General features: G+C 59.7%; 17 protein-coding genes. 5 read left to right on the top strand and 12 right to left on the bottom strand.

Going from position 1 to position 15,810, the window contains the following annotated elements; translation table 11 throughout:
• Nucleotides 1-390: 390 nt before the first annotated feature.
• From ASC96_RS03460 to infC, 7 genes are all read right to left on the bottom strand, one after another.
• The gene (locus tag ASC96_RS03460; RefSeq protein WP_060501306.1) at nt 391-1,581 is read right to left on the bottom strand and encodes a TCR/Tet family MFS transporter; all 1,191 of its coding nucleotides are present in this window, start codon (nt 1,579-1,581) and stop codon (nt 391-393) included.
• Between the two features lie 373 nt (nt 1,582-1,954).
• A complete protein-coding gene (locus ASC96_RS03455; RefSeq protein ID WP_060501305.1) occupies nt 1,955-2,323 on the bottom strand; it encodes a nuclear transport factor 2 family protein in 369 nt (122 codons plus the stop codon).
• Nucleotides 2,324-2,493: 170 nt separating this feature from the next.
• The gene (pheT, locus tag ASC96_RS03450; protein ID WP_060501303.1) at nt 2,494-4,920 is read right to left on the bottom strand and encodes a phenylalanine--tRNA ligase subunit beta; all 2,427 of its coding nucleotides are present in this window, start codon (nt 4,918-4,920) and stop codon (nt 2,494-2,496) included.
• A 78-nt stretch (nt 4,921-4,998) separates the two neighbouring features.
• Nucleotides 4,999-6,084, bottom strand: coding sequence for a phenylalanine--tRNA ligase subunit alpha (pheS, locus tag ASC96_RS03445; RefSeq protein WP_060501301.1), 1,086 nt, complete (start codon nt 6,082-6,084; stop codon nt 4,999-5,001).
• Nucleotides 6,085-6,192: 108 nt separating this feature from the next.
• On the bottom strand, nt 6,193-6,597 hold the full coding sequence (gene rplT / locus ASC96_RS03440) for a 50S ribosomal protein L20 (RefSeq protein WP_037103878.1): 405 nt from the start codon (nt 6,595-6,597) through the stop codon (nt 6,193-6,195).
• Nucleotides 6,598-6,635: 38 nt separating this feature from the next.
• On the bottom strand, nt 6,636-6,839 hold the full coding sequence (gene rpmI / locus ASC96_RS03435; protein WP_018323613.1) for a 50S ribosomal protein L35: 204 nt from the start codon (nt 6,837-6,839) through the stop codon (nt 6,636-6,638).
• Between the two features lie 228 nt (nt 6,840-7,067).
• Nucleotides 7,068-7,604 (bottom strand): translation initiation factor IF-3, encoded by a 537-nt coding sequence (gene infC / locus ASC96_RS03430; RefSeq protein ID WP_060501299.1) that lies wholly within the window; start codon nt 7,602-7,604, stop codon nt 7,068-7,070.
• Between the two features lie 218 nt (nt 7,605-7,822).
• On the opposite strand from infC, the gene ASC96_RS03425 reads away from it, so the two are divergent.
• Complete coding sequence (locus tag ASC96_RS03425) at nt 7,823-8,626, top strand: alpha/beta hydrolase (RefSeq protein ID WP_060501297.1); 804 nt, start codon at nt 7,823-7,825, stop codon at nt 8,624-8,626.
• A gap of 223 nt (nt 8,627-8,849) precedes the next feature.
• Entirely contained in the window at nt 8,850-9,470 is a 621-nt protein-coding gene (locus tag ASC96_RS03420; RefSeq protein WP_060501295.1) for a transglutaminase-like cysteine peptidase, read from the top strand.
• A gap of 66 nt (nt 9,471-9,536) precedes the next feature.
• Here ASC96_RS03420 and ASC96_RS03415 read toward each other — a convergent pair whose 3' ends face one another.
• Together ASC96_RS03415 and mbfA are read right to left on the bottom strand one after the other, a co-directional pair.
• A complete protein-coding gene (locus tag ASC96_RS03415; RefSeq protein WP_060501293.1) occupies nt 9,537-9,929 on the bottom strand; it encodes a glyoxalase superfamily protein in 393 nt (130 codons plus the stop codon).
• 143 nt (nt 9,930-10,072) lie between these two features.
• A complete protein-coding gene (gene mbfA / locus ASC96_RS03410) occupies nt 10,073-11,056 on the bottom strand; it encodes an iron exporter MbfA (RefSeq protein ID WP_060501291.1) in 984 nt (327 codons plus the stop codon).
• 147 nt (nt 11,057-11,203) lie between these two features.
• Here mbfA and ASC96_RS03405 point away from each other — a divergent pair, with 147 nt between their 5' ends.
• Nucleotides 11,204-12,025, top strand: a complete 822-nt coding sequence (locus ASC96_RS03405; protein ID WP_060501289.1) for a lipo-like protein — start codon at nt 11,204-11,206, stop codon at nt 12,023-12,025.
• On the opposite strand, the gene ASC96_RS03400 is transcribed toward ASC96_RS03405, so the two are convergent.
• Both ASC96_RS03400 and ASC96_RS03395 read right to left on the bottom strand, forming a co-directional pair.
• The gene (locus ASC96_RS03400) at nt 12,015-13,256 is read right to left on the bottom strand and encodes a cyclopropane-fatty-acyl-phospholipid synthase family protein (protein WP_060501287.1); all 1,242 of its coding nucleotides are present in this window, start codon (nt 13,254-13,256) and stop codon (nt 12,015-12,017) included. The genes ASC96_RS03405 and ASC96_RS03400 overlap by 11 nt on opposite strands.
• Before the next feature lie 86 nt (nt 13,257-13,342).
• Complete coding sequence (locus tag ASC96_RS03395; RefSeq protein ID WP_244481822.1) at nt 13,343-14,206, bottom strand: EamA family transporter; 864 nt, start codon at nt 14,204-14,206, stop codon at nt 13,343-13,345.
• A gap of 238 nt (nt 14,207-14,444) precedes the next feature.
• Here ASC96_RS03395 and ASC96_RS03390 point away from each other — a divergent pair, with 238 nt between their 5' ends.
• Both ASC96_RS03390 and ASC96_RS03385 read left to right on the top strand, forming a co-directional pair.
• The gene (locus ASC96_RS03390) at nt 14,445-14,696 is read left to right on the top strand and encodes a GlsB/YeaQ/YmgE family stress response membrane protein (protein WP_060501283.1); all 252 of its coding nucleotides are present in this window, start codon (nt 14,445-14,447) and stop codon (nt 14,694-14,696) included.
• Nucleotides 14,697-14,721: 25 nt separating this feature from the next.
• Entirely contained in the window at nt 14,722-15,051 is a 330-nt protein-coding gene (locus ASC96_RS03385) for a hypothetical protein (protein WP_060501281.1), read from the top strand.
• A gap of 75 nt (nt 15,052-15,126) precedes the next feature.
• On the opposite strand, the gene efp is transcribed toward ASC96_RS03385, so the two are convergent.
• Nucleotides 15,127-15,696, bottom strand: coding sequence for an elongation factor P (gene efp / locus ASC96_RS03380; RefSeq protein ID WP_060501279.1), 570 nt, complete (start codon nt 15,694-15,696; stop codon nt 15,127-15,129).
• Between the last annotated feature and the right edge of the window lie 114 nt (nt 15,697-15,810).

Below are 15,810 nucleotides of genomic sequence, written 5' to 3'. Positions count from 1 at the left end.
CGCTCGCCGGTCCTCATGTGTGCCTCACAGGCACGCCCCGCCATTTTGCAGACGGGAGGGAAACCACTTTCTGACCATCCACCGGACAAAGGCTTACGTCTGTCCTYCACCCGGCACCGGCCCTGTCTCACCGCTACGCCTAGCGGTCTCGCCGATGACAGGACGCAATGATGATGGCACAGGTTTTGATCGCGGGGATTTACGGGAATGAAAAATGCGCGCGGTTCGGTGGCGTGACTTCGGCCGCAGATGCTGTCGAGCTGGAAACATGAAGTATTTCAGCAATATGAACGTCCACCATACCCGTTTTCCAGTGCGCAGTCCGTCTTGATGGGCTGCCGCATATCCCCGTCAGGATCTGCTTCCAACCTGTTGCGGAGGGCGCTGGCCTTACGGCGCACTTGCCACCGGCGGCTTCAATCGCAGGCCAAGCACCAAAAGCATGCCGATCGCGTAGACGGCAACGACCGATAGCCAGATCGCGCCGGGCCAGTGTTGGCGGAAGGCGAAGTAGACACTTGAGAAGGCCAACGGTGCGATGATCGTGGCGAGGCTGACAACGGACGCCAGCACACCCTGGAACTGGCCCTGGCTGCGCTCGTCAACCTGCCGGGTGGCAAGAGATTGCAGTGCCGGAACGCCAATGCCACCCAGCGCAAAGACCGGCATGATCGCGAAGATCATCCAGCTTTGCGTGGCGAACGCCATGACGACGAGGGCAATGCAGGTGCCGGTGACCCCGGCCAGAATAGCCGTCCGCTCACCGAGAAGCTTCACGGCCGGGCCGGGAAGGAATGCCTGGGCAAGCGTCTGGCAGATGCCGAAAGCACCGAGCGAAAGACCGATCCACAGACCGTTCCAATGAAAGGCATCGTTACCCCACAGCGCCCAGCAGGTGCCATAGGCTTCGCCGGTGGCGCTGAAGATGAAGAAGATGAAGACCAGCGGCAAAACGCTTTTCAGCGAAAACACCCATCGCAAGGGGCGCAGCGGATTGAGTGCGCCGAGATCCAGTGCCTCGCGTGTCGGTGTGCGGGACTCCGGCAGGATGAAGTAGGCCAGAAGCAGATTGCAGCCGTTGAGCAGCGCCGCCGCGATGAACGGCAGCCGCAGCCAATGATCGCCAAGGACGCCGCCGAGGACGGGGCCGATGATGAAGCCGATGCCGAACATGGCATTGAACAGGCCAAAGCGCTTGGCGCGTTTGTCCTCGGCAGAGATGTCGGTGATATAGGCCATTGCGACGGCAATATTGGCGCTGGTGAGGCCGGCGATGGCGCGGCCGATGAAGAGCATCCAGAGATTGGATGCGAAAGCCAGGAAGAGATAGTTGATGGCCGCACCGCCAAGCGAAATCAACAGCACGGGCCGGCGGCCGATACGATCGCTGAGAGCGCCGAGCACCGGGGCAAAGATAAACTGCATCACCGCATAAAGAGCGGTCATCGTACCGATGTAAGGCGCGACGTTCTGGGTGTGGGTCACCTCCTGCAGCAGGGAGGGCAGAATGGGAAAGATGAGACCGATGCCGATGGCATCGAGGACAATGGCGGTAAAAATGACAAGCAGAGGCCTGTTCATGGCGCAATCCGATCGACGCAGGCATGCGGACGCGATCCGCGCCGATGCGTGCGATAGGGCCTGACGGAGATCAGGCGTGTGGTTTAAGGGAAACGCTGGCCGATCCATGCCAAAAATGCGCAGGGATGGCGTGTGCTTGACCACCTGGACGACAATTCGTCCACCTGTTTACTCCGCTACCGAGCGGATCAAGGGAAGCGGCCGCTTTTCGCGACGGATGTTATTTACATCGGCGGGTGCGAAGGGGCAAGTCCTCTCAGCTGACCAAGTCAGCCACCATAGAAACAGCGACCGAAAAATACAGAATGCGGGCAGGCCGTGAAATGCCGGATTGTCGCCTTCTGGCCCAGCGGCCCCCTATTGCCTGCAGAACTCAGGCGATAGGAAGATACATTCGGGGCTCGCTCGTCTTGAACCACGCTTTCGCGATCTTGCTGTCTTCAATTTCATAGATGCAGACGACGTCGATCTCTCCCTTTCCTTGAGAAAAGGTTCGCGTGACAGTTTCGTGATCAATAACTACGTTTCCGACAACGATGCGTGTGAGCAAATTGCCGTACAAATCAGGCTCTTTGAACCGCTCGACGTGGCGCGCCTTGATTTCCGCAGCACTTCCCGCCAGCAGAGTGTTTGGGAAAGAATAATACTGGCAATCGTCCGCCCACCAAGGCATGAACGCATCAATGTCACGTGCATTATAAGCCTCAAGCTGTTTTTGCACCGGCAGGGAAACATCGTTCAAAACTGTGGTCCTCTAAAAATATTGCGAAATTCGTTCATCACGACAGCCATTATCTGATGTCTGCAAATGGCGCAAAGCGGTCCAGTCGCGGCGTCCATCGCCCAAACACCGCGTCAGCCTGCGTTGAACCACCGAAAGAGGCAAATCGCCCCTCCCGGTGCTCACGCTTTTTACGCCCGCAAAACCCCACCGGTGTTCTTCGTCACATTGGCGATGATCTTCCCCGTCAAAACTTCGAAATCTTCGTCGGTCAGCGTGCGCTCAGCCGGCTGGATGACGACTTCGATGGCGACGGACTTCTTGCCTTCGCCAACCGATGCGCCTTCAAAGATGTCGAAGACGTTGACGCCGGTGACCAGCTTGCGGTCGGCGCTCGATGCGGCCTTGAGGATCGCACCGGCTTCGACGGATTTGTCGACGACGAAGGCGAAGTCGCGCTTGACGGCCTGGAAGGGGGAAAGCTCCAGTGCGGCCTTGGTGCGGGTGGCCTTCTTCTTCGGCTCGGGCATGGCATCGACATAGACTTCGAAACCGGCAAGCGCGCCGGAAACGTCGAGCGCTTCGAGAACCTTCGGATGGAACTCGCCGAAATGGCCGAGAACGATCTTCGGGCCGAGCTTGATCGTGCCGGAACGGCCGGGGTGATACCAGGACGGGCCGCCTGCTTCGAACTGGACATTGCCCATCGGCACGCCGCAGGCTTCGAGGACAGCAATGGCATCGGCCTTGGCGTCGAAGACATCAACCGGCTTGCCGCCGCCCTTGGCGGCATTCGACCAGGAACGGCCGGCACCGGCAAGCGATGCGGTGCCGCGGCGGATACCGCCGGCAACACGGCGCTGCCCGGCCGGGGTATCGTTTTCATAGGTGCCGGAGACTTCGAAGATCGCCACGTCGCCAAAGCCCTTGTCGGCATTGCGCTGGGCCGCGGTCAACAGGCCGGGGAGCAGCGACGGCCGCATGTCGGACATATCGGCAGCGATCGGGTTTGCGAGCGACAGGCTTTCCGCGCCGCCGCCGAACAGGGTGGCCTGTGCCTTCGAGATGAAGGACCAGGTGACGGCTTCCAGCATGCCGCGGGATGCCAGCGCCCGCTTGGCAAGCCGGGTGCGGATCTGCAGGGTCGTCAGGATCTTGCCGTTGACGGCGCCGATGCTTTCGATCGGCTGCGGCTTGATATTGTCGACGCCATGGATGCGCATGACCTCTTCCACGAGATCGGCCTTGCCATCGACATCCGGACGCCAGGAGGGGACGGAAACCGAAACGCGCTCGCCAGAGCCTTCAACGCCGAAGCCGAGGCCCGTGAGGATCGAGATACTCTCTTGCGCGCTGACCTCAAGACCGGTCAGGCGCTTTACCTCGGACACCGGGAAATCGACGATCTTCGCCGTGTAGCCGGCATAACCGACGACATCGGTCTTGGCGGCCGTGCCGCCGCAGATGTCGAGAACCAGCTGGGTGGCGCGCTCAAGACCTGGAACCATGTATTCCGGGTCCACGCCGCGCTCGAAGCGGTAGCGCGCATCGGTGATGATCCCGAGCGAACGGCCGCTCTTGGCGATGTTCATCGGGTCCCAAAGTGCGGATTCGATCAGCACGTCGACGGTGTTTTCATCGCAGCCGGAATGCTCGCCGCCCATGATGCCGCCGATCGACTCGATGCCCTTGTCATCGGCGATGACAACGTTAGCCGGCGAAAGAGTGTATTCGCGCGTATCGAGCGCCAGAACCTTTTCGCCCTCAGTGGCGCGCCGGACGGTGAGGTTGCCCTTGACCTTGGCGGCGTCAAAGACGTGCAGCGGGCGGCCCTGGTCGAAGGTCATGTAATTGGTGACGTCGACCAGCGCATTGATTGGGCGAAGGCCGATGGCGAGCAGGCGCTGCTGCATCCATTTCGGGCTCGGGCCGTTCTTGACGCCACGCACGAGACGAAGCGCAAAGCCTGGGCAGAGATGGCTGTCTGTGCCAAGATCGAGCTTGACCTTGGTGGTGGTCTCACCTTCGGTCTTGAAGGCCGGCTGCGGCGCTGCCTTCAGCGTGCCGAGGCCGGAGGCCGCGAGATCGCGGGCAATGCCGTAGATCGACGTGCAGTCGGGACGGTTCGGCGTCAGGTTGATTTCGATGATCGGATCGTCGAGCCCGGCATAGGCGGCAAAGCTGGTGCCGACCGGCGCATCTTCCGGCAGGTCGATGATGCCGTCATGGCTGTCCGACATCTGCAGCTCTTTTTCCGAGCACATCATGCCATGGCTTTCGACGCCGCGGATGGTGCCGACGGCGAGTGTGACATCGATGCCGGGGACGTAAGCGCCGGGGGCGGCGAAAGCGCCAATAAGGCCCGCGCGCGCATTCGGCGCGCCGCAGACGACCTGGACCGGGGCACCGGTGCCGGTATCGACCATCAGGACGCGCAGCTTGTCGGCCTGCGGATGCTTTTCGGCCGAGACGACCTTGGCGATGACGAAGGGCTTGAACGCGGCCTTGTCATCGACCTCCTCGACCTCGAGCCCGATCGAGGTCAGGCGCTCGCAAATCTGTTCAAGGGTGGCATCCGTTTCCAGATGGTCTTTCAGCCAGGAGAGTGTGAATTTCATGATTTCACTCGTGTCCTAATGTCTTGCCGGTGCTTCCTCGTTTCGGAAGTGCTGGCGGAAATTGTTCAATCGACGATCTTAAGCGCTCAAACCGCCAAACAAGGTCGGCATGTCGAGCGGGCGGAAGCCGTAATGGCTCATCCAGCGAACGTCGGCATCGAAGAAGTTTCTGAGGTCCGGCATGCCGTATTTCAGCATGGCGATGCGGTCGAGGCCCATGCCCCAGGCAAAGCCCTGGTAGACGTCGGGATCAAGCCCGCCGGCGCGCAGGACGTTCGGATGCACCATGCCGCAACCGAGGATTTCCATCCAGTCGGTGCCCTCGCCGAACTTGACGATCGGACCGGAGGAACGGTCGCACTGAATATCGACCTCGAAGGACGGTTCCGTGAACGGGAAGAACGACGGGCGGAAGCGCATCGTCACGTCATCGACCTCGAAGAAGGTCTTGCAGAACTCTTCGAGAATCCAGCGCATGTTGGCGACGTTCGACTTGGTATCGACCACAAGGCCTTCGACCTGATGGAACATCGGCGAATGGGTGGCGTCCGAATCCTGCCGGTAGGTCTTGCCCGGAATGATGATGCGGATTGGCGGCTTCTGCGCTTCCATCGTGCGGATCTGCACCGGCGAGGTATGCGTGCGCAGAACCTTGCGCTCGCCCTTCTCGTCCGGATTGAAGAAGAACGTATCGTGCATTTCGCGGGCCGGATGGCCTTCGGGGAAGTTCAGCGCGGTGAAATTGTAATAGTCGGTCTCGATGTCCGGACCTTCGGCAATCGAGAAACCCATATCGGCGAAGATCGCGGTGATCTCGTCGATGATCTGGCTGATCGGATGGATGCGGCCGCGCTCGGCGGGCGAGGAGCGGACCGGCAGCGAGATATCGACGGTTTCGCGCGCCAGCCGTTCGGCGATCGCTGCGTCCTTGAGGGCCGATTTGCGGGTGGCGATCGCTTCGAAGACGTCGGTCTTCAGCGCGTTGATGGCGGCGCCGCGGGTCTGGCGCTCTTCCGGCGTCATCGTGCCGAGCGTCTTCAAAAGCTCGGAGATCGAGCCTTTCTTGCCGAGTGCGTTGACGCGCACGGCTTCGATCGCGGCTTCGTCACCGGCAGCGGTTACTTCGGCCAGCAGATTGTCTTTCAGGGTTTCCAGATCGGACATCGTTCATTTCCCGGTTCATTGCCGTGATCGGTCAAAGAAAAACCCGCGCCAGCCGTGCCAGCGCGGGTTTCCCAATTCGTATTCCAAAAGGCTTGGGAAGCGCTGGTCTTAACGAACCGCGCTTTCAAACTCGTTGGTGGTGCCTGCGTCCTTGAGGTATTCAAGCGCCTTCTTGGCGGCAGCGACAAGCGCGCCGAATGCTGCCGGCTCATGGATAGCCATGTCGGAGAGAACCTTGCGGTCGACTTCGATGCCAGCCTTCGCCAGACCGTCGATGAAACGGCCATACGTCAGGCCATGTTCGCGAACGGCAGCGTTGATGCGCTGGATCCAGAGGGCGCGGAAGTTGCGCTTGTTGACCTTGCGGTCGCGATAGGCAAATGCCTTCGAGCGATCCACAGCAGCCTTGGCTGCGCGGATGGTGTTCTTGCGGCGGCCGTAGAAGCCCTTGGCTGCCTTGAGTGTCTTCTTGTGCTTGGCGTGAGCTGCTACGCCGCGTTTTACACGTGCCATGTTATGATCTCCTTATAAATCCAAAAGTGCCAGACGTCTTAGAGACCGTTGGGCAGGTAGTTCTTGATGACCTTCTTGCCATCTGGCTCTGCCAGCACCATGGTGCCACGTGCATCGCGAATGAACTTGTTGGACCGCTTGATCATGCCATGGCGCTTGCCTGCGGCAGCTGCCATTACCTTGCCGGTCGCGGTGATCTTGAACCGCTTCTTGGCCGAGGATTTCGTCTTCATCTTGGGCATTTTGCTACTCCATTCTTCTTGGTTTTGAGATCGACTGACGAGGTCGTCTCCAGCGTAAAGAACGGCCACGGCATGCCCTGCCGGACCGTTCGGACGGGGGCTTGTAACCGAAGCGCCCGAAAAGTGCAATGGGATTCCGGAAACAGCCCGACATTTCCCGATTGCCAGTCATTGCAATGAAAAAGCCGCCAATCCGGCGGCTTCATCAGCGGTGGTTCTGGGCGGGGATTACCGCGGAGCCAGAACCATCATCATCTGGCGGCCTTCCAGCTTCGGCTCGGCTTCCACCTTGGCGATTGCCGTAGTGTCTTCCTTCACCTGGAGGAGCAGCTTCATGCCCAGTTCCTGGTGGGCCATTTCGCGGCCGCGGAACTTCAGGGTCACCTTGACCTTGTCACCTTCTTCGAAGAAGCGGTTCATCGCGCGCATCTTGACGTCATAGTCGTGCGTGTCGATGTTCGGACGCATCTTGATCTCCTTGATCTCGATGATCTTCTGCTTCTTGCGCGCCTCGGCGGCCTTCTTCTGCGTCGCGTATTTCAGCTTGCCCAGATCAAGGATCTTGCACACCGGCGGTTCCGCGTTCGGCGAGATCTCGACGAGGTCAAGACCCAGTTCTTCCGCCATGCGGAGCGCCTGATCGGTGGGAACGCTGCCGTGGTTTACACCTTCGGCGTCGATGAGCTGCACCCGGGGGGACCGGATTTCCTTGTTAGAGCGGGGCCCGTCTTTGACTGGGGCGTCCGTTTTGAACGGTCTGCGAATGGTCGTACTCTCCTCGAGCTGTTACGAATGCAATGTTCGGATGATAGCGCTTTGTCCCGGCTAAAATGCCGTTCCACTGCCGCTTGGTCTTCATGTGTAAATTGCTGCGGAAAAGTCAATAACACAGCTCTTCACGAAAATCACCACCTGTCAGGCATTCGAAGAATCTGTTTTAGAAAGAAAATCAGCGGTAAGCGCTTTAAAATAAGGAAAATAGCATGTCATTGCCAGTTTCGAACACCGCACCGGACACTCTTGAAGTCGGTACCGGCAGCGAATCGCGGCTCATCGCCATGCGCGTCCTGAAGGCAAAGAGCGGCAATCGCCTGCCCGCCCTGGTCTGGCTGGGTGGCTACCGGTCGGACATGACCGGCACAAAAGCCGTCGAGCTGGAGCGGCACGCGGCCGCTTCCGGTGCTGCCTGCATCCGCTTCGACTATTCCGGCCATGGCGCCTCCGGTGGTGCCTTTACCGACGGGACGATTTCAAGATGGCTGGAGGAGAGCCTCGCGGTCATCGATCATCTGAACCCGGAGCGCATGGTTCTCGTCGGCTCATCGATGGGCTGCTGGGTGGCGCTCAGGCTGGTTGCCGAACTGCGCGCTCGCGGCGAAGGAACAAGGATTGCCGGCCTCGTGCTGATCGCCCCTGCGCCGGATTTCACCAGCGAGCTGATTGAGCCGAATCTTTCGGATGCGGAACGCGCTTCGCTGGCCGAACGTGGCTATTTCGAAGAGCCGACTCCGTACGGGCCGGATCCGAATATTTTTACCGCCCGGCTGATCGAGGACGGGCGGCAGAACCGCGTATTGACCGGCATTATCGAGACCGGCTGCCCGGTGCATATCCTGCAGGGCATGCAGGATCCCGATGTTCCTTATAGCCATGCCCTGAAGCTGATGGAGCATCTGCCCTCGGACGATGTGGTGATGACGCTGATCCGCGATGGCGATCACCGCCTGTCGCGGCCGGAGGATATCGAGCGGATTCTGGTTGCCGTGGATGCGATGCTGGCTGGCTGAAAGCCGTAAACCCCTACGACCAAAGGCGTTGCCGGGCATTTTAACCATATCCGGCGATCCCCGATTCATGTGATTGACTTCGTTTCGGCCGCGCTGTTAACTCTTTGTTAATGATTAGAGCGGCGCGCGGCGGGGTTTCACCGCGAAAGCTGACCACGGATTTCAGGCTTTCGCGGGGGTTCTTTCTGAGGTTTCAGAAGAAACCGCGCCACAGGGGACACGCATGGCGCAGTTGATGGGCATCAGGAAAGTGGTCGTGGTACTTGCGGCTGTTTTCGCTTCGGCAGGCGTTGCTATTCCGGCGCCATCGGCAAGCGCGCTGTCGATGCAGACGGGCGCCATCACCTCGCAGCCGATCGGCCACTACGAATTCTGCCAGACCCATCGTCCGGAATGCGAAATCAAGACCAAATCGACGGTAGCGCCGCGCGTCACCGATTTCGGCTGGTCGGTGATCCGCCAGGTCAATCTCGCCGTCAACAGCGAGATTACCCCGATGACCGACATGGACCTGTTCGGCAAGGACGAGGTCTGGGCCTATCCCGAAGGTGCGGGCGATTGTGAGGATTTCGTTCTTCTGAAGCGCAAGCGCCTGATGGAAAAAGGGTTCTCTCCGTCTGACCTGCTGATCACCGTTGTTCGCAAGCCGGATGGCGAAGGCCATGCAGTCCTGACCGTGCGCACGGCACAGGGTGACTTCATCCTCGACAATCTCGAAAATGACGTGAAGCTCTGGAGCAAGACACCCTATCGCTTCCTCAAGCGCCAGGCATCGTTCAACACCGGCCGCTGGGTCACGATCGAGAACGGCGCGGAAGTGCTGGTGGGTTCGGTCGGGAACTGATTGCCGCCAGTTCAAGGTTTTGAAAAAGGGCGCGACCTGCGTAGGTCGCGCCCTTCCTGTTTCTGATCAGCGGGGCTTTGCGGGAAGAACCTGACCGACATCGATCCGGTTGCCATCTGGATCTTCAAAGACGAAGGCGCGCAGGCCATAGTCCTTGTCCTGCAGGCCCTTGATGATGCGCAGTCCGTGGCTCTGGCAAATCGCATGCAAGGCATCGACATCCGCCACCATCATATGCGCCACATTGAAGGCAGCGGCCTTGTGGCCGGGTTGCAGGGTCAGATGCAGTTCGGCCTGATCCTGCTTGAGGATCATGAAGCCGACCGGATTGCCGTTTTCGAAGGTTTTGCGGAAGCCGAGGACATTGACGTAGAAGTCGTGGGCCTTGCCCATATCCTTGACCGGGAGCATGGCGGCAATTCGCCCGAAGCGAATACCGTGATCGGCGATGTCATCCATCGCTTCACCTCAGATTTGGGAGAATTCGGGGCGCCAGACGGGCGGTGCCGCGTGAAACCCGTACTCCTTTTTTCAATCGATGAGACAGTGCTCACGCCCCCGTGTCTGTAACAGGGAAAACCCCGGGCGGCAAAACGTTTTAATCATGCGTTACCGATCAACACGCCCGCCGCCAGCACCAGTCCGCCGCCCAGCACCACCTGGAAGGCCGCGCGCAAAAATGGCGTTTCCATATACTTGTTCTGGATAAAAGCGATGATCCAGAGTTCGAAGAAGACGATGACGGCGGCGATGATCGTGGCCGTCCAAAAATGCGGGATGAGATAGGGCAGGGCGTGGCCAAGGCCGCCGAGCGTCGTCATGATGCCGCAGGCAAGACCACGCTTCAGCGGCGAGCCACGGCCGGAGAGCTTGCCGTCGTCATGGGCGGCTTCGGTGAAGCCCATGGATATGCCGGCACCGACCGACGCCGACAGGCCGACGAGAAAGGTCTGCCATGTGTCCTGGGTGGCAAAGGCGGCGGCGAAAATCGGGGCCAGGGTCGAGACCGAGCCATCCATCAGTCCGGCAAGGCCCGGCTGCACGTATGTCAGCAGGAACTGGCGGTGTGCCGCCTCATCTTCCTTTTTGCGCGCGCTTTCCGGCACGTGCTTGTCCGTCAGCATGCGGGCAATGTCCTCATGACCCTGCTCGGCCAATGCCAGATCGCCAAGCAATTGCCGGGTTGCTGCGTCGGATGTGTTTTTGCCCGCCTCGACATAGAAATTGTAGGCCTGCGTTTCCATCTCTTCCGCCTCGCGCCGCATGGCGTCGAGCGACTGGTTGTGGCGCAGCCAGTCAGGCTTGCGGGCAGGGAATCCGCTGACATGTTCGCGGCGGATCAGGGGAATACGTTCGCCGAACCGGCGGCGGTGCATGTCGATCAGCATGGTCTTGTGGGTGTTTTCCACCTCTCCCATGTCCTCGAAGACTTTCGCAGAGTCCGGATACTTGTCCTTCAGCGCGTCGGCATAGGCAAAATAGATGCGGCTGTCGTCTTCCTCGGATGAGATGGCAAGTGCCAGGACTTCCTGTTCGGACAGCGAGGAGAGCGAACGCTTGGGGCGCGAAAACAGACGGGAAAACATGATGCGATCAACCTAGTTTAGAATAATTCTAAATTAAGACCGCATCACGCGAAGGTCAACCCCCGAACCGGTCGTGTGACTCGACAGGCGGCAGGATAAATTCCTACATAAACAGGAGGATGAACGCCGAACGAAGGCTGCTTGCGCATGAACCCGCTTCTGACCAGCAAGGATACGCTTCTCGATCGCATCGGCATGGCGATGGCAGGAAGGCTGACGGCACGGACATCGGGATACGAACCCTATACGCCGTCCGACCCCGAAACGCTGGCGCGAACGCTGCGGCCGGGTGATATCCTGCTGATCGAGGGCAATCACAAGGTTTCGAACACGATCAAGTATCTCACTCAATCGACCTGGTCGCATGCCGCGTTCTTTGCCGGTGACGAAATCCCGCTGACGCTCGATCAGGCAACGCTGCCGGTGATCGACCGTCCGCAGCTGATCGAGGTCAATCTCGGCGAAGGCTGCGTTGCGGTGCCGCTCAGAAAATACTGCACTTACAACACCCGCATCTGCCGGCCTGTCGGGCTGACGCCGGACGATCGCAACGCCGTTCTGTCCTTCATGATTTCGCGGCTCGGCCTGAAATACGACATGAAGAACATCCTCGATATGCTACGCTACTTCATGCCGACACCGCCGGTGCCGGTGCGGTTTCGCCGCCGCATGCTGGCTTTCGGGTCCGGCGACCCGACACGGGCAATCTGCTCGACGCTGATCGCCCAGGCCTTTGAGCAGATCCGCTATCCGATCCTGCCGGAGATTACCCGGGCGCCGGGCAGGGCGTCGGCGACTTCGACCTATTCACGCGCCGAAATCCTGCATATTCGCCATCATTCGCTTTACACGCCGCGCGATTTCGATCTTTCGCCCTATTTTGCCATCGTCAAGCCGACGCTCGAATACGGCTTCGATTACAAGCGGCTGCAATGGCAGGGTGACAGCGATCAGGCGCTCATAGGGTGATATTGAGCGTCTGTTCGCGGATGATGTAGGCCTTCTGCCGGTCGGTGATGTAGTCGCGCACGATCGGTGCGGCATCGCGCGAGCGCGACAGCTGCATGTGGAACACCAGCTGGCTGCCGGTGCGGAACATCATCTCGCAGCTGACCAGATAGAATTCCCACATGCGGGCAAAGCGTTCGTCATACATCTCGACGACCTTGTCGCGGTTCTTATCGAAGCGCTCGACCCAATGCTTGAGCGTCGTCGCATAGTGGACGCGCAGAAATTCGAGATCGCTGACCCACAGGCTGTTGCGCTCCACCACCTCGAAAACCTCGGAAAGGGCGGGTGAATAGGCGCCGGGGAAAATGTATTTGCGCAGCCAGGCGCTGGCCATGCCGGGCGGGCTCATATGGCCGATCGAATGAAGCACCGCAATGCCGTCGTCGGGCATCAGAGTGTTCACCTTCTTGAAGAACTCATCATAGTGGCTGACGCCGACATGCTCGAACATGCCGACCGAGACGATGCGATCGAAGGTCTCGTTGACCTCGCGGTAATCGCGCAGTTCGAAGCGCACGCGGCCTTCCAGTCCGGCATCCTTGGCGCGCTGTGTCGCCAGTGCCTGCTGTTCCTTGGACAGCGTCACCCCCAGCACTTCGACATCCTCAAGCTGGGCAAGATAGAGCGCCAGATCTCCCCAGCCACAACCGATGTCGAGCACTTTCATGCCGGGCCGGAGGCAAAGCTTGGAAGCAAGCAGTCTCAACTTGTTGCGTTGCGCCTGTTCCAGCGTCTCGTCCGGTTCGCGGAAATAGGCGCAGGAATAGAGCATGTGCTCGTCGAGGAAGAGTTTGTAAAAGTCGTTGCCGAGGTCGTAATGATGGGCGACGTTGCGCTGGGCCTCGCCCTTGACGTTGGACTGCTGGCGCTTGCGGAAGCGCATCTTGATGGCGCGCAGCGCCTTCTGGATCGGATAGGAGCCGAGCGACAGCCGGTTGATGGAAAACAGCGTCAGGAAATCACGTAAGTTCGAACCGTCTTCGAAGCGCAGCGTGCCGTCCATATAGGCTTCGCCGGCGGCCAGTTCGGAATTGAAGACGAGGGTGCGGTAGAGCTTGCGGTCGGTCAGCCGCATGGTCACTTCCGGACCGGGCTCACCCTTGAAAACATGTGGTTTGCCATCGGCGTCGATGACGGTCAGCTGACCCTTGCGAATGAAAGCTTTCATCATATGCGATAGTGGAAACATGCACACCTCGATGGAAAAAGCGACGCTTGCGAAGCAGCACTCTATCACCGGGTTTGCAAAAAGCGCGGCAATAATTCTCGGGCGTTTCAACGGCCTGTGGCGGTGGCTCCGGCACTGGCTGCGACGACCAGAACAGTCCCCATGATCTGCAGGGCAGTCATCGGCTGGCTGAGGACCAGAAAACCCGCAAGTGCCCCAAGCGCCGGCTCCAGGCTCATCAGGATGCCGAAGGAGGATGTGCTCATGCGGCGCAGCGCGATCATTTCCAGCGCGTAAGGGATGAGCGGTACAAGCAGCGCTAGACCCGCGATCGTCACCACGCCTTCCATCGTTATGCGCGGCAGGTCGAGAAGCCCGAAAGGCGTGGCGACGATTGCTGCCACGATCAGCGACATGGAGAGACCCTGCAGGCCTTCGAAGGCGTTTCCGGCCTTCTTCATCAGGATAATGTAAAGCCCCCAGCCTGTGGCGGCCCCGAAGGCGAAGAGAATGCCGGTGGAATCGCCGATCCAGCCGTTGCCGTCATGGGCGAGCAAAAGCACGCCGGCACCAGCGATCAACGGCCAGACCAGCCGCCAGCCGAGGCCGAAAGCGAAAGTGGCAACCGCGAGCGGCCCGAGAAAATCGATGGCGACGGCGAGACCGAGCGGGATGCGCTCGATGGCCGCGAAGAAACACAGCGTCATGCCCGCCATGCAGGCGCCGAGCAGACCGGCCGTCTGCCACTGCGCCCGCGAATAGCGAAGGATCGGTGGACGCACGACGATGGCCAGCAGCATAGCGGCCCAGGCCAGGCGCAGCCAGGTGGTGCCGAATGGGCCATAGGCAGCGATTGACGGTGCCGACAGCGCCGAGCCGAACTGGACGCTCGACATTGACAGAAGGCACATCAGTCCGCCGGTGAGCGCAGCTGCGGTGCCGGTGTCAGGCAATGTTGCTGCGGGTGGAATGAGGCCTTCGTTGCCATCGGCTGATGCTGCTGTGCGCTGATCCAAGATGTCATTCTCCCGCAGGCCGTGCCGATCACGCCCAGTACGGCTCTAGCGAATGCGGACCCTGCCGGCAAATTCATATTTGTGGGGGTTAATATAAGGCACTTTGATACTGCTTATTGAGCAGGGCGGAACATATGACCCGCTCGACCGTTATCGGTTGCAGCAGAAACCTGTTTCAAGCGAGGGCAAACACATGGACGTCAATGGCGTAGGCTGGATTGCGGCAATCATCATCGGCGGCTTTGCCGGCTGGCTGGCTGAACAGTTCATGAAATCCGACATGGGCGTCTTCATGAACATCATTCTCGGCATCGTCGGTGCCGTCGTGCTGAATGCCATCCTCGCTTTTGCCGGCATGGGCTTCACCGGATGGCTTGCCTATCTGGTCATCGGCTTCGTCGGTGCTTGCCTGTTGATTGCGGTCGGCCGCGCCGTTCGACGATAGTGGCCGGGTTCAAAGGAGAACGACAATGCTAACATTCGCAGCCGAAGGCAGTAGCCAGGGCAAGCTGGAAATCAACGGTCATTCCGAGCCGGTTTCCTATGAGCTTATCGTGGCGCGCGAGCAAGATGATGCCAGCCAAGTGCGCATTCGCCTGAATGCTTCGCGCGATTGGTTGTTGAAGCAGGGCTTCAAGGGTGATGCGGTTCTGGTACGCAGTAATGGATCACGCATGGCGGTACGGCGCGACGGTGTGCTGGATGTTCATTCCAGCGTTTGTGTCACGCTTGAGGGGTATGACGGCACGCTGAGAGGCGTTGATGAGGTGTCGGACGCCTATCCGGAATTGAAGCATTAGCGGCAACTCTGCCGCAGAAACGAAAACGGGCGGGGTTTGAAGCCGCGCCCGTTTTCACAATCCAGATATCAAGGATCAATCCTTGGCGCGTTCCACGTAGGATGCGTCTTCGGTCAGGATGACGACGCGGGTGCCAACGCCGATATGCGGCGGCACCATGGTGCGCACGCCATTCGACAGGATCGCCGGCTTGTAGGAGGACGATGCCGTCTGGCCCTTGACGACCGGTTCCGTCTCGGCAATCTCGAGCGTCATGCGGGTGGGAAGTTCTATGGCCAGCGCCTGGCCTTCGTACATCTTCAGCTGAACAGCCATACCTTCCTGGAGATAAGCCTTGTCGTCGCCGATAACGTCGGGCGAAACGGCAACCTGATCGTAGGTCTGGGGGTTCATGAAGTGGAAGCCTTCGCCATCTTCATACAGGAAGGTGTGGTCGCTATCTTCAACGAAGGCGCGCTCGACCTGCTCGGTGGTGCGCCAGCGCTCGGAGACCTTCACGCCGTCGGAAATGCGGCGCATATCCACCTGCGTGACGGGCGTACCCTTGCCAGGGTGAAAGTTCTGCGCGGTGAGAACGGCGTAAAGCTTGCCGTCGACTTCGAGAACGTTGCCCTTGCGGACCGAGGAGGCGATTACCTTGACCATAAGTCTTCCTTGTAACTGAGCTTGATGCGTCGTAGAGGAGCGCACGAAATATGCGCGTCACAGACGCCAGAATGCGTTTTCGGGCCGCACCTATCCTATATTTGGGCAAATTGC

This window comes from Rhizobium sp. Root1204, from assembly GCF_001424965.1.
Classification (GTDB): domain Bacteria; phylum Pseudomonadota; class Alphaproteobacteria; order Rhizobiales; family Rhizobiaceae; genus Pararhizobium.
The sequence above is the reverse complement of the archived record's forward strand: the minus strand, read 5'-3'. Positions and strand labels throughout refer to the sequence as shown.

What these genes read in the sequence shown, in the direction of transcription:
- ASC96_RS03460 (WP_060501306.1), bottom strand. Translation starts at nt 1,581, where the DNA reads ATGAACAGGCCTCTGCTTGTCATTTTTACCGCCATTGTCCTCGATGCC.
- pheT (WP_060501303.1), bottom strand. Translation starts at nt 4,920, where the DNA reads ATGAAATTCACACTCTCCTGGCTGAAAGACCATCTGGAAACGGATGCC.
- pheS (WP_060501301.1), bottom strand. Translation starts at nt 6,084, where the DNA reads ATGTCCGATCTGGAAACCCTGAAAGACAATCTGCTGGCCGAAGTAACC.
- rplT (WP_037103878.1), bottom strand. Translation starts at nt 6,597, where the DNA reads ATGGCACGTGTAAAACGCGGCGTAGCAGCTCACGCCAAGCACAAGAAG.
- rpmI (WP_018323613.1), bottom strand. Translation starts at nt 6,839, where the DNA reads ATGCCCAAGATGAAGACGAAATCCTCGGCCAAGAAGCGGTTCAAGATC.
- ASC96_RS03425 (WP_060501297.1), top strand. Translation starts at nt 7,823, where the DNA reads ATGTCATTGCCAGTTTCGAACACCGCACCGGACACTCTTGAAGTCGGT.
- ASC96_RS03420 (WP_060501295.1), top strand. Translation starts at nt 8,850, where the DNA reads ATGGCGCAGTTGATGGGCATCAGGAAAGTGGTCGTGGTACTTGCGGCT.
- ASC96_RS03415 (WP_060501293.1), bottom strand. Translation starts at nt 9,929, where the DNA reads ATGGATGACATCGCCGATCACGGTATTCGCTTCGGGCGAATTGCCGCC.
- mbfA (WP_060501291.1), bottom strand. Translation starts at nt 11,056, where the DNA reads ATGTTTTCCCGTCTGTTTTCGCGCCCCAAGCGTTCGCTCTCCTCGCTG.
- ASC96_RS03405 (WP_060501289.1), top strand. Translation starts at nt 11,204, where the DNA reads ATGAACCCGCTTCTGACCAGCAAGGATACGCTTCTCGATCGCATCGGC.
- ASC96_RS03400 (WP_060501287.1), bottom strand. Translation starts at nt 13,256, where the DNA reads ATGTTTCCACTATCGCATATGATGAAAGCTTTCATTCGCAAGGGTCAG.
- ASC96_RS03390 (WP_060501283.1), top strand. Translation starts at nt 14,445, where the DNA reads ATGGACGTCAATGGCGTAGGCTGGATTGCGGCAATCATCATCGGCGGC.
- ASC96_RS03385 (WP_060501281.1), top strand. Translation starts at nt 14,722, where the DNA reads ATGCTAACATTCGCAGCCGAAGGCAGTAGCCAGGGCAAGCTGGAAATC.
- efp (WP_060501279.1), bottom strand. Translation starts at nt 15,696, where the DNA reads ATGGTCAAGGTAATCGCCTCCTCGGTCCGCAAGGGCAACGTTCTCGAA.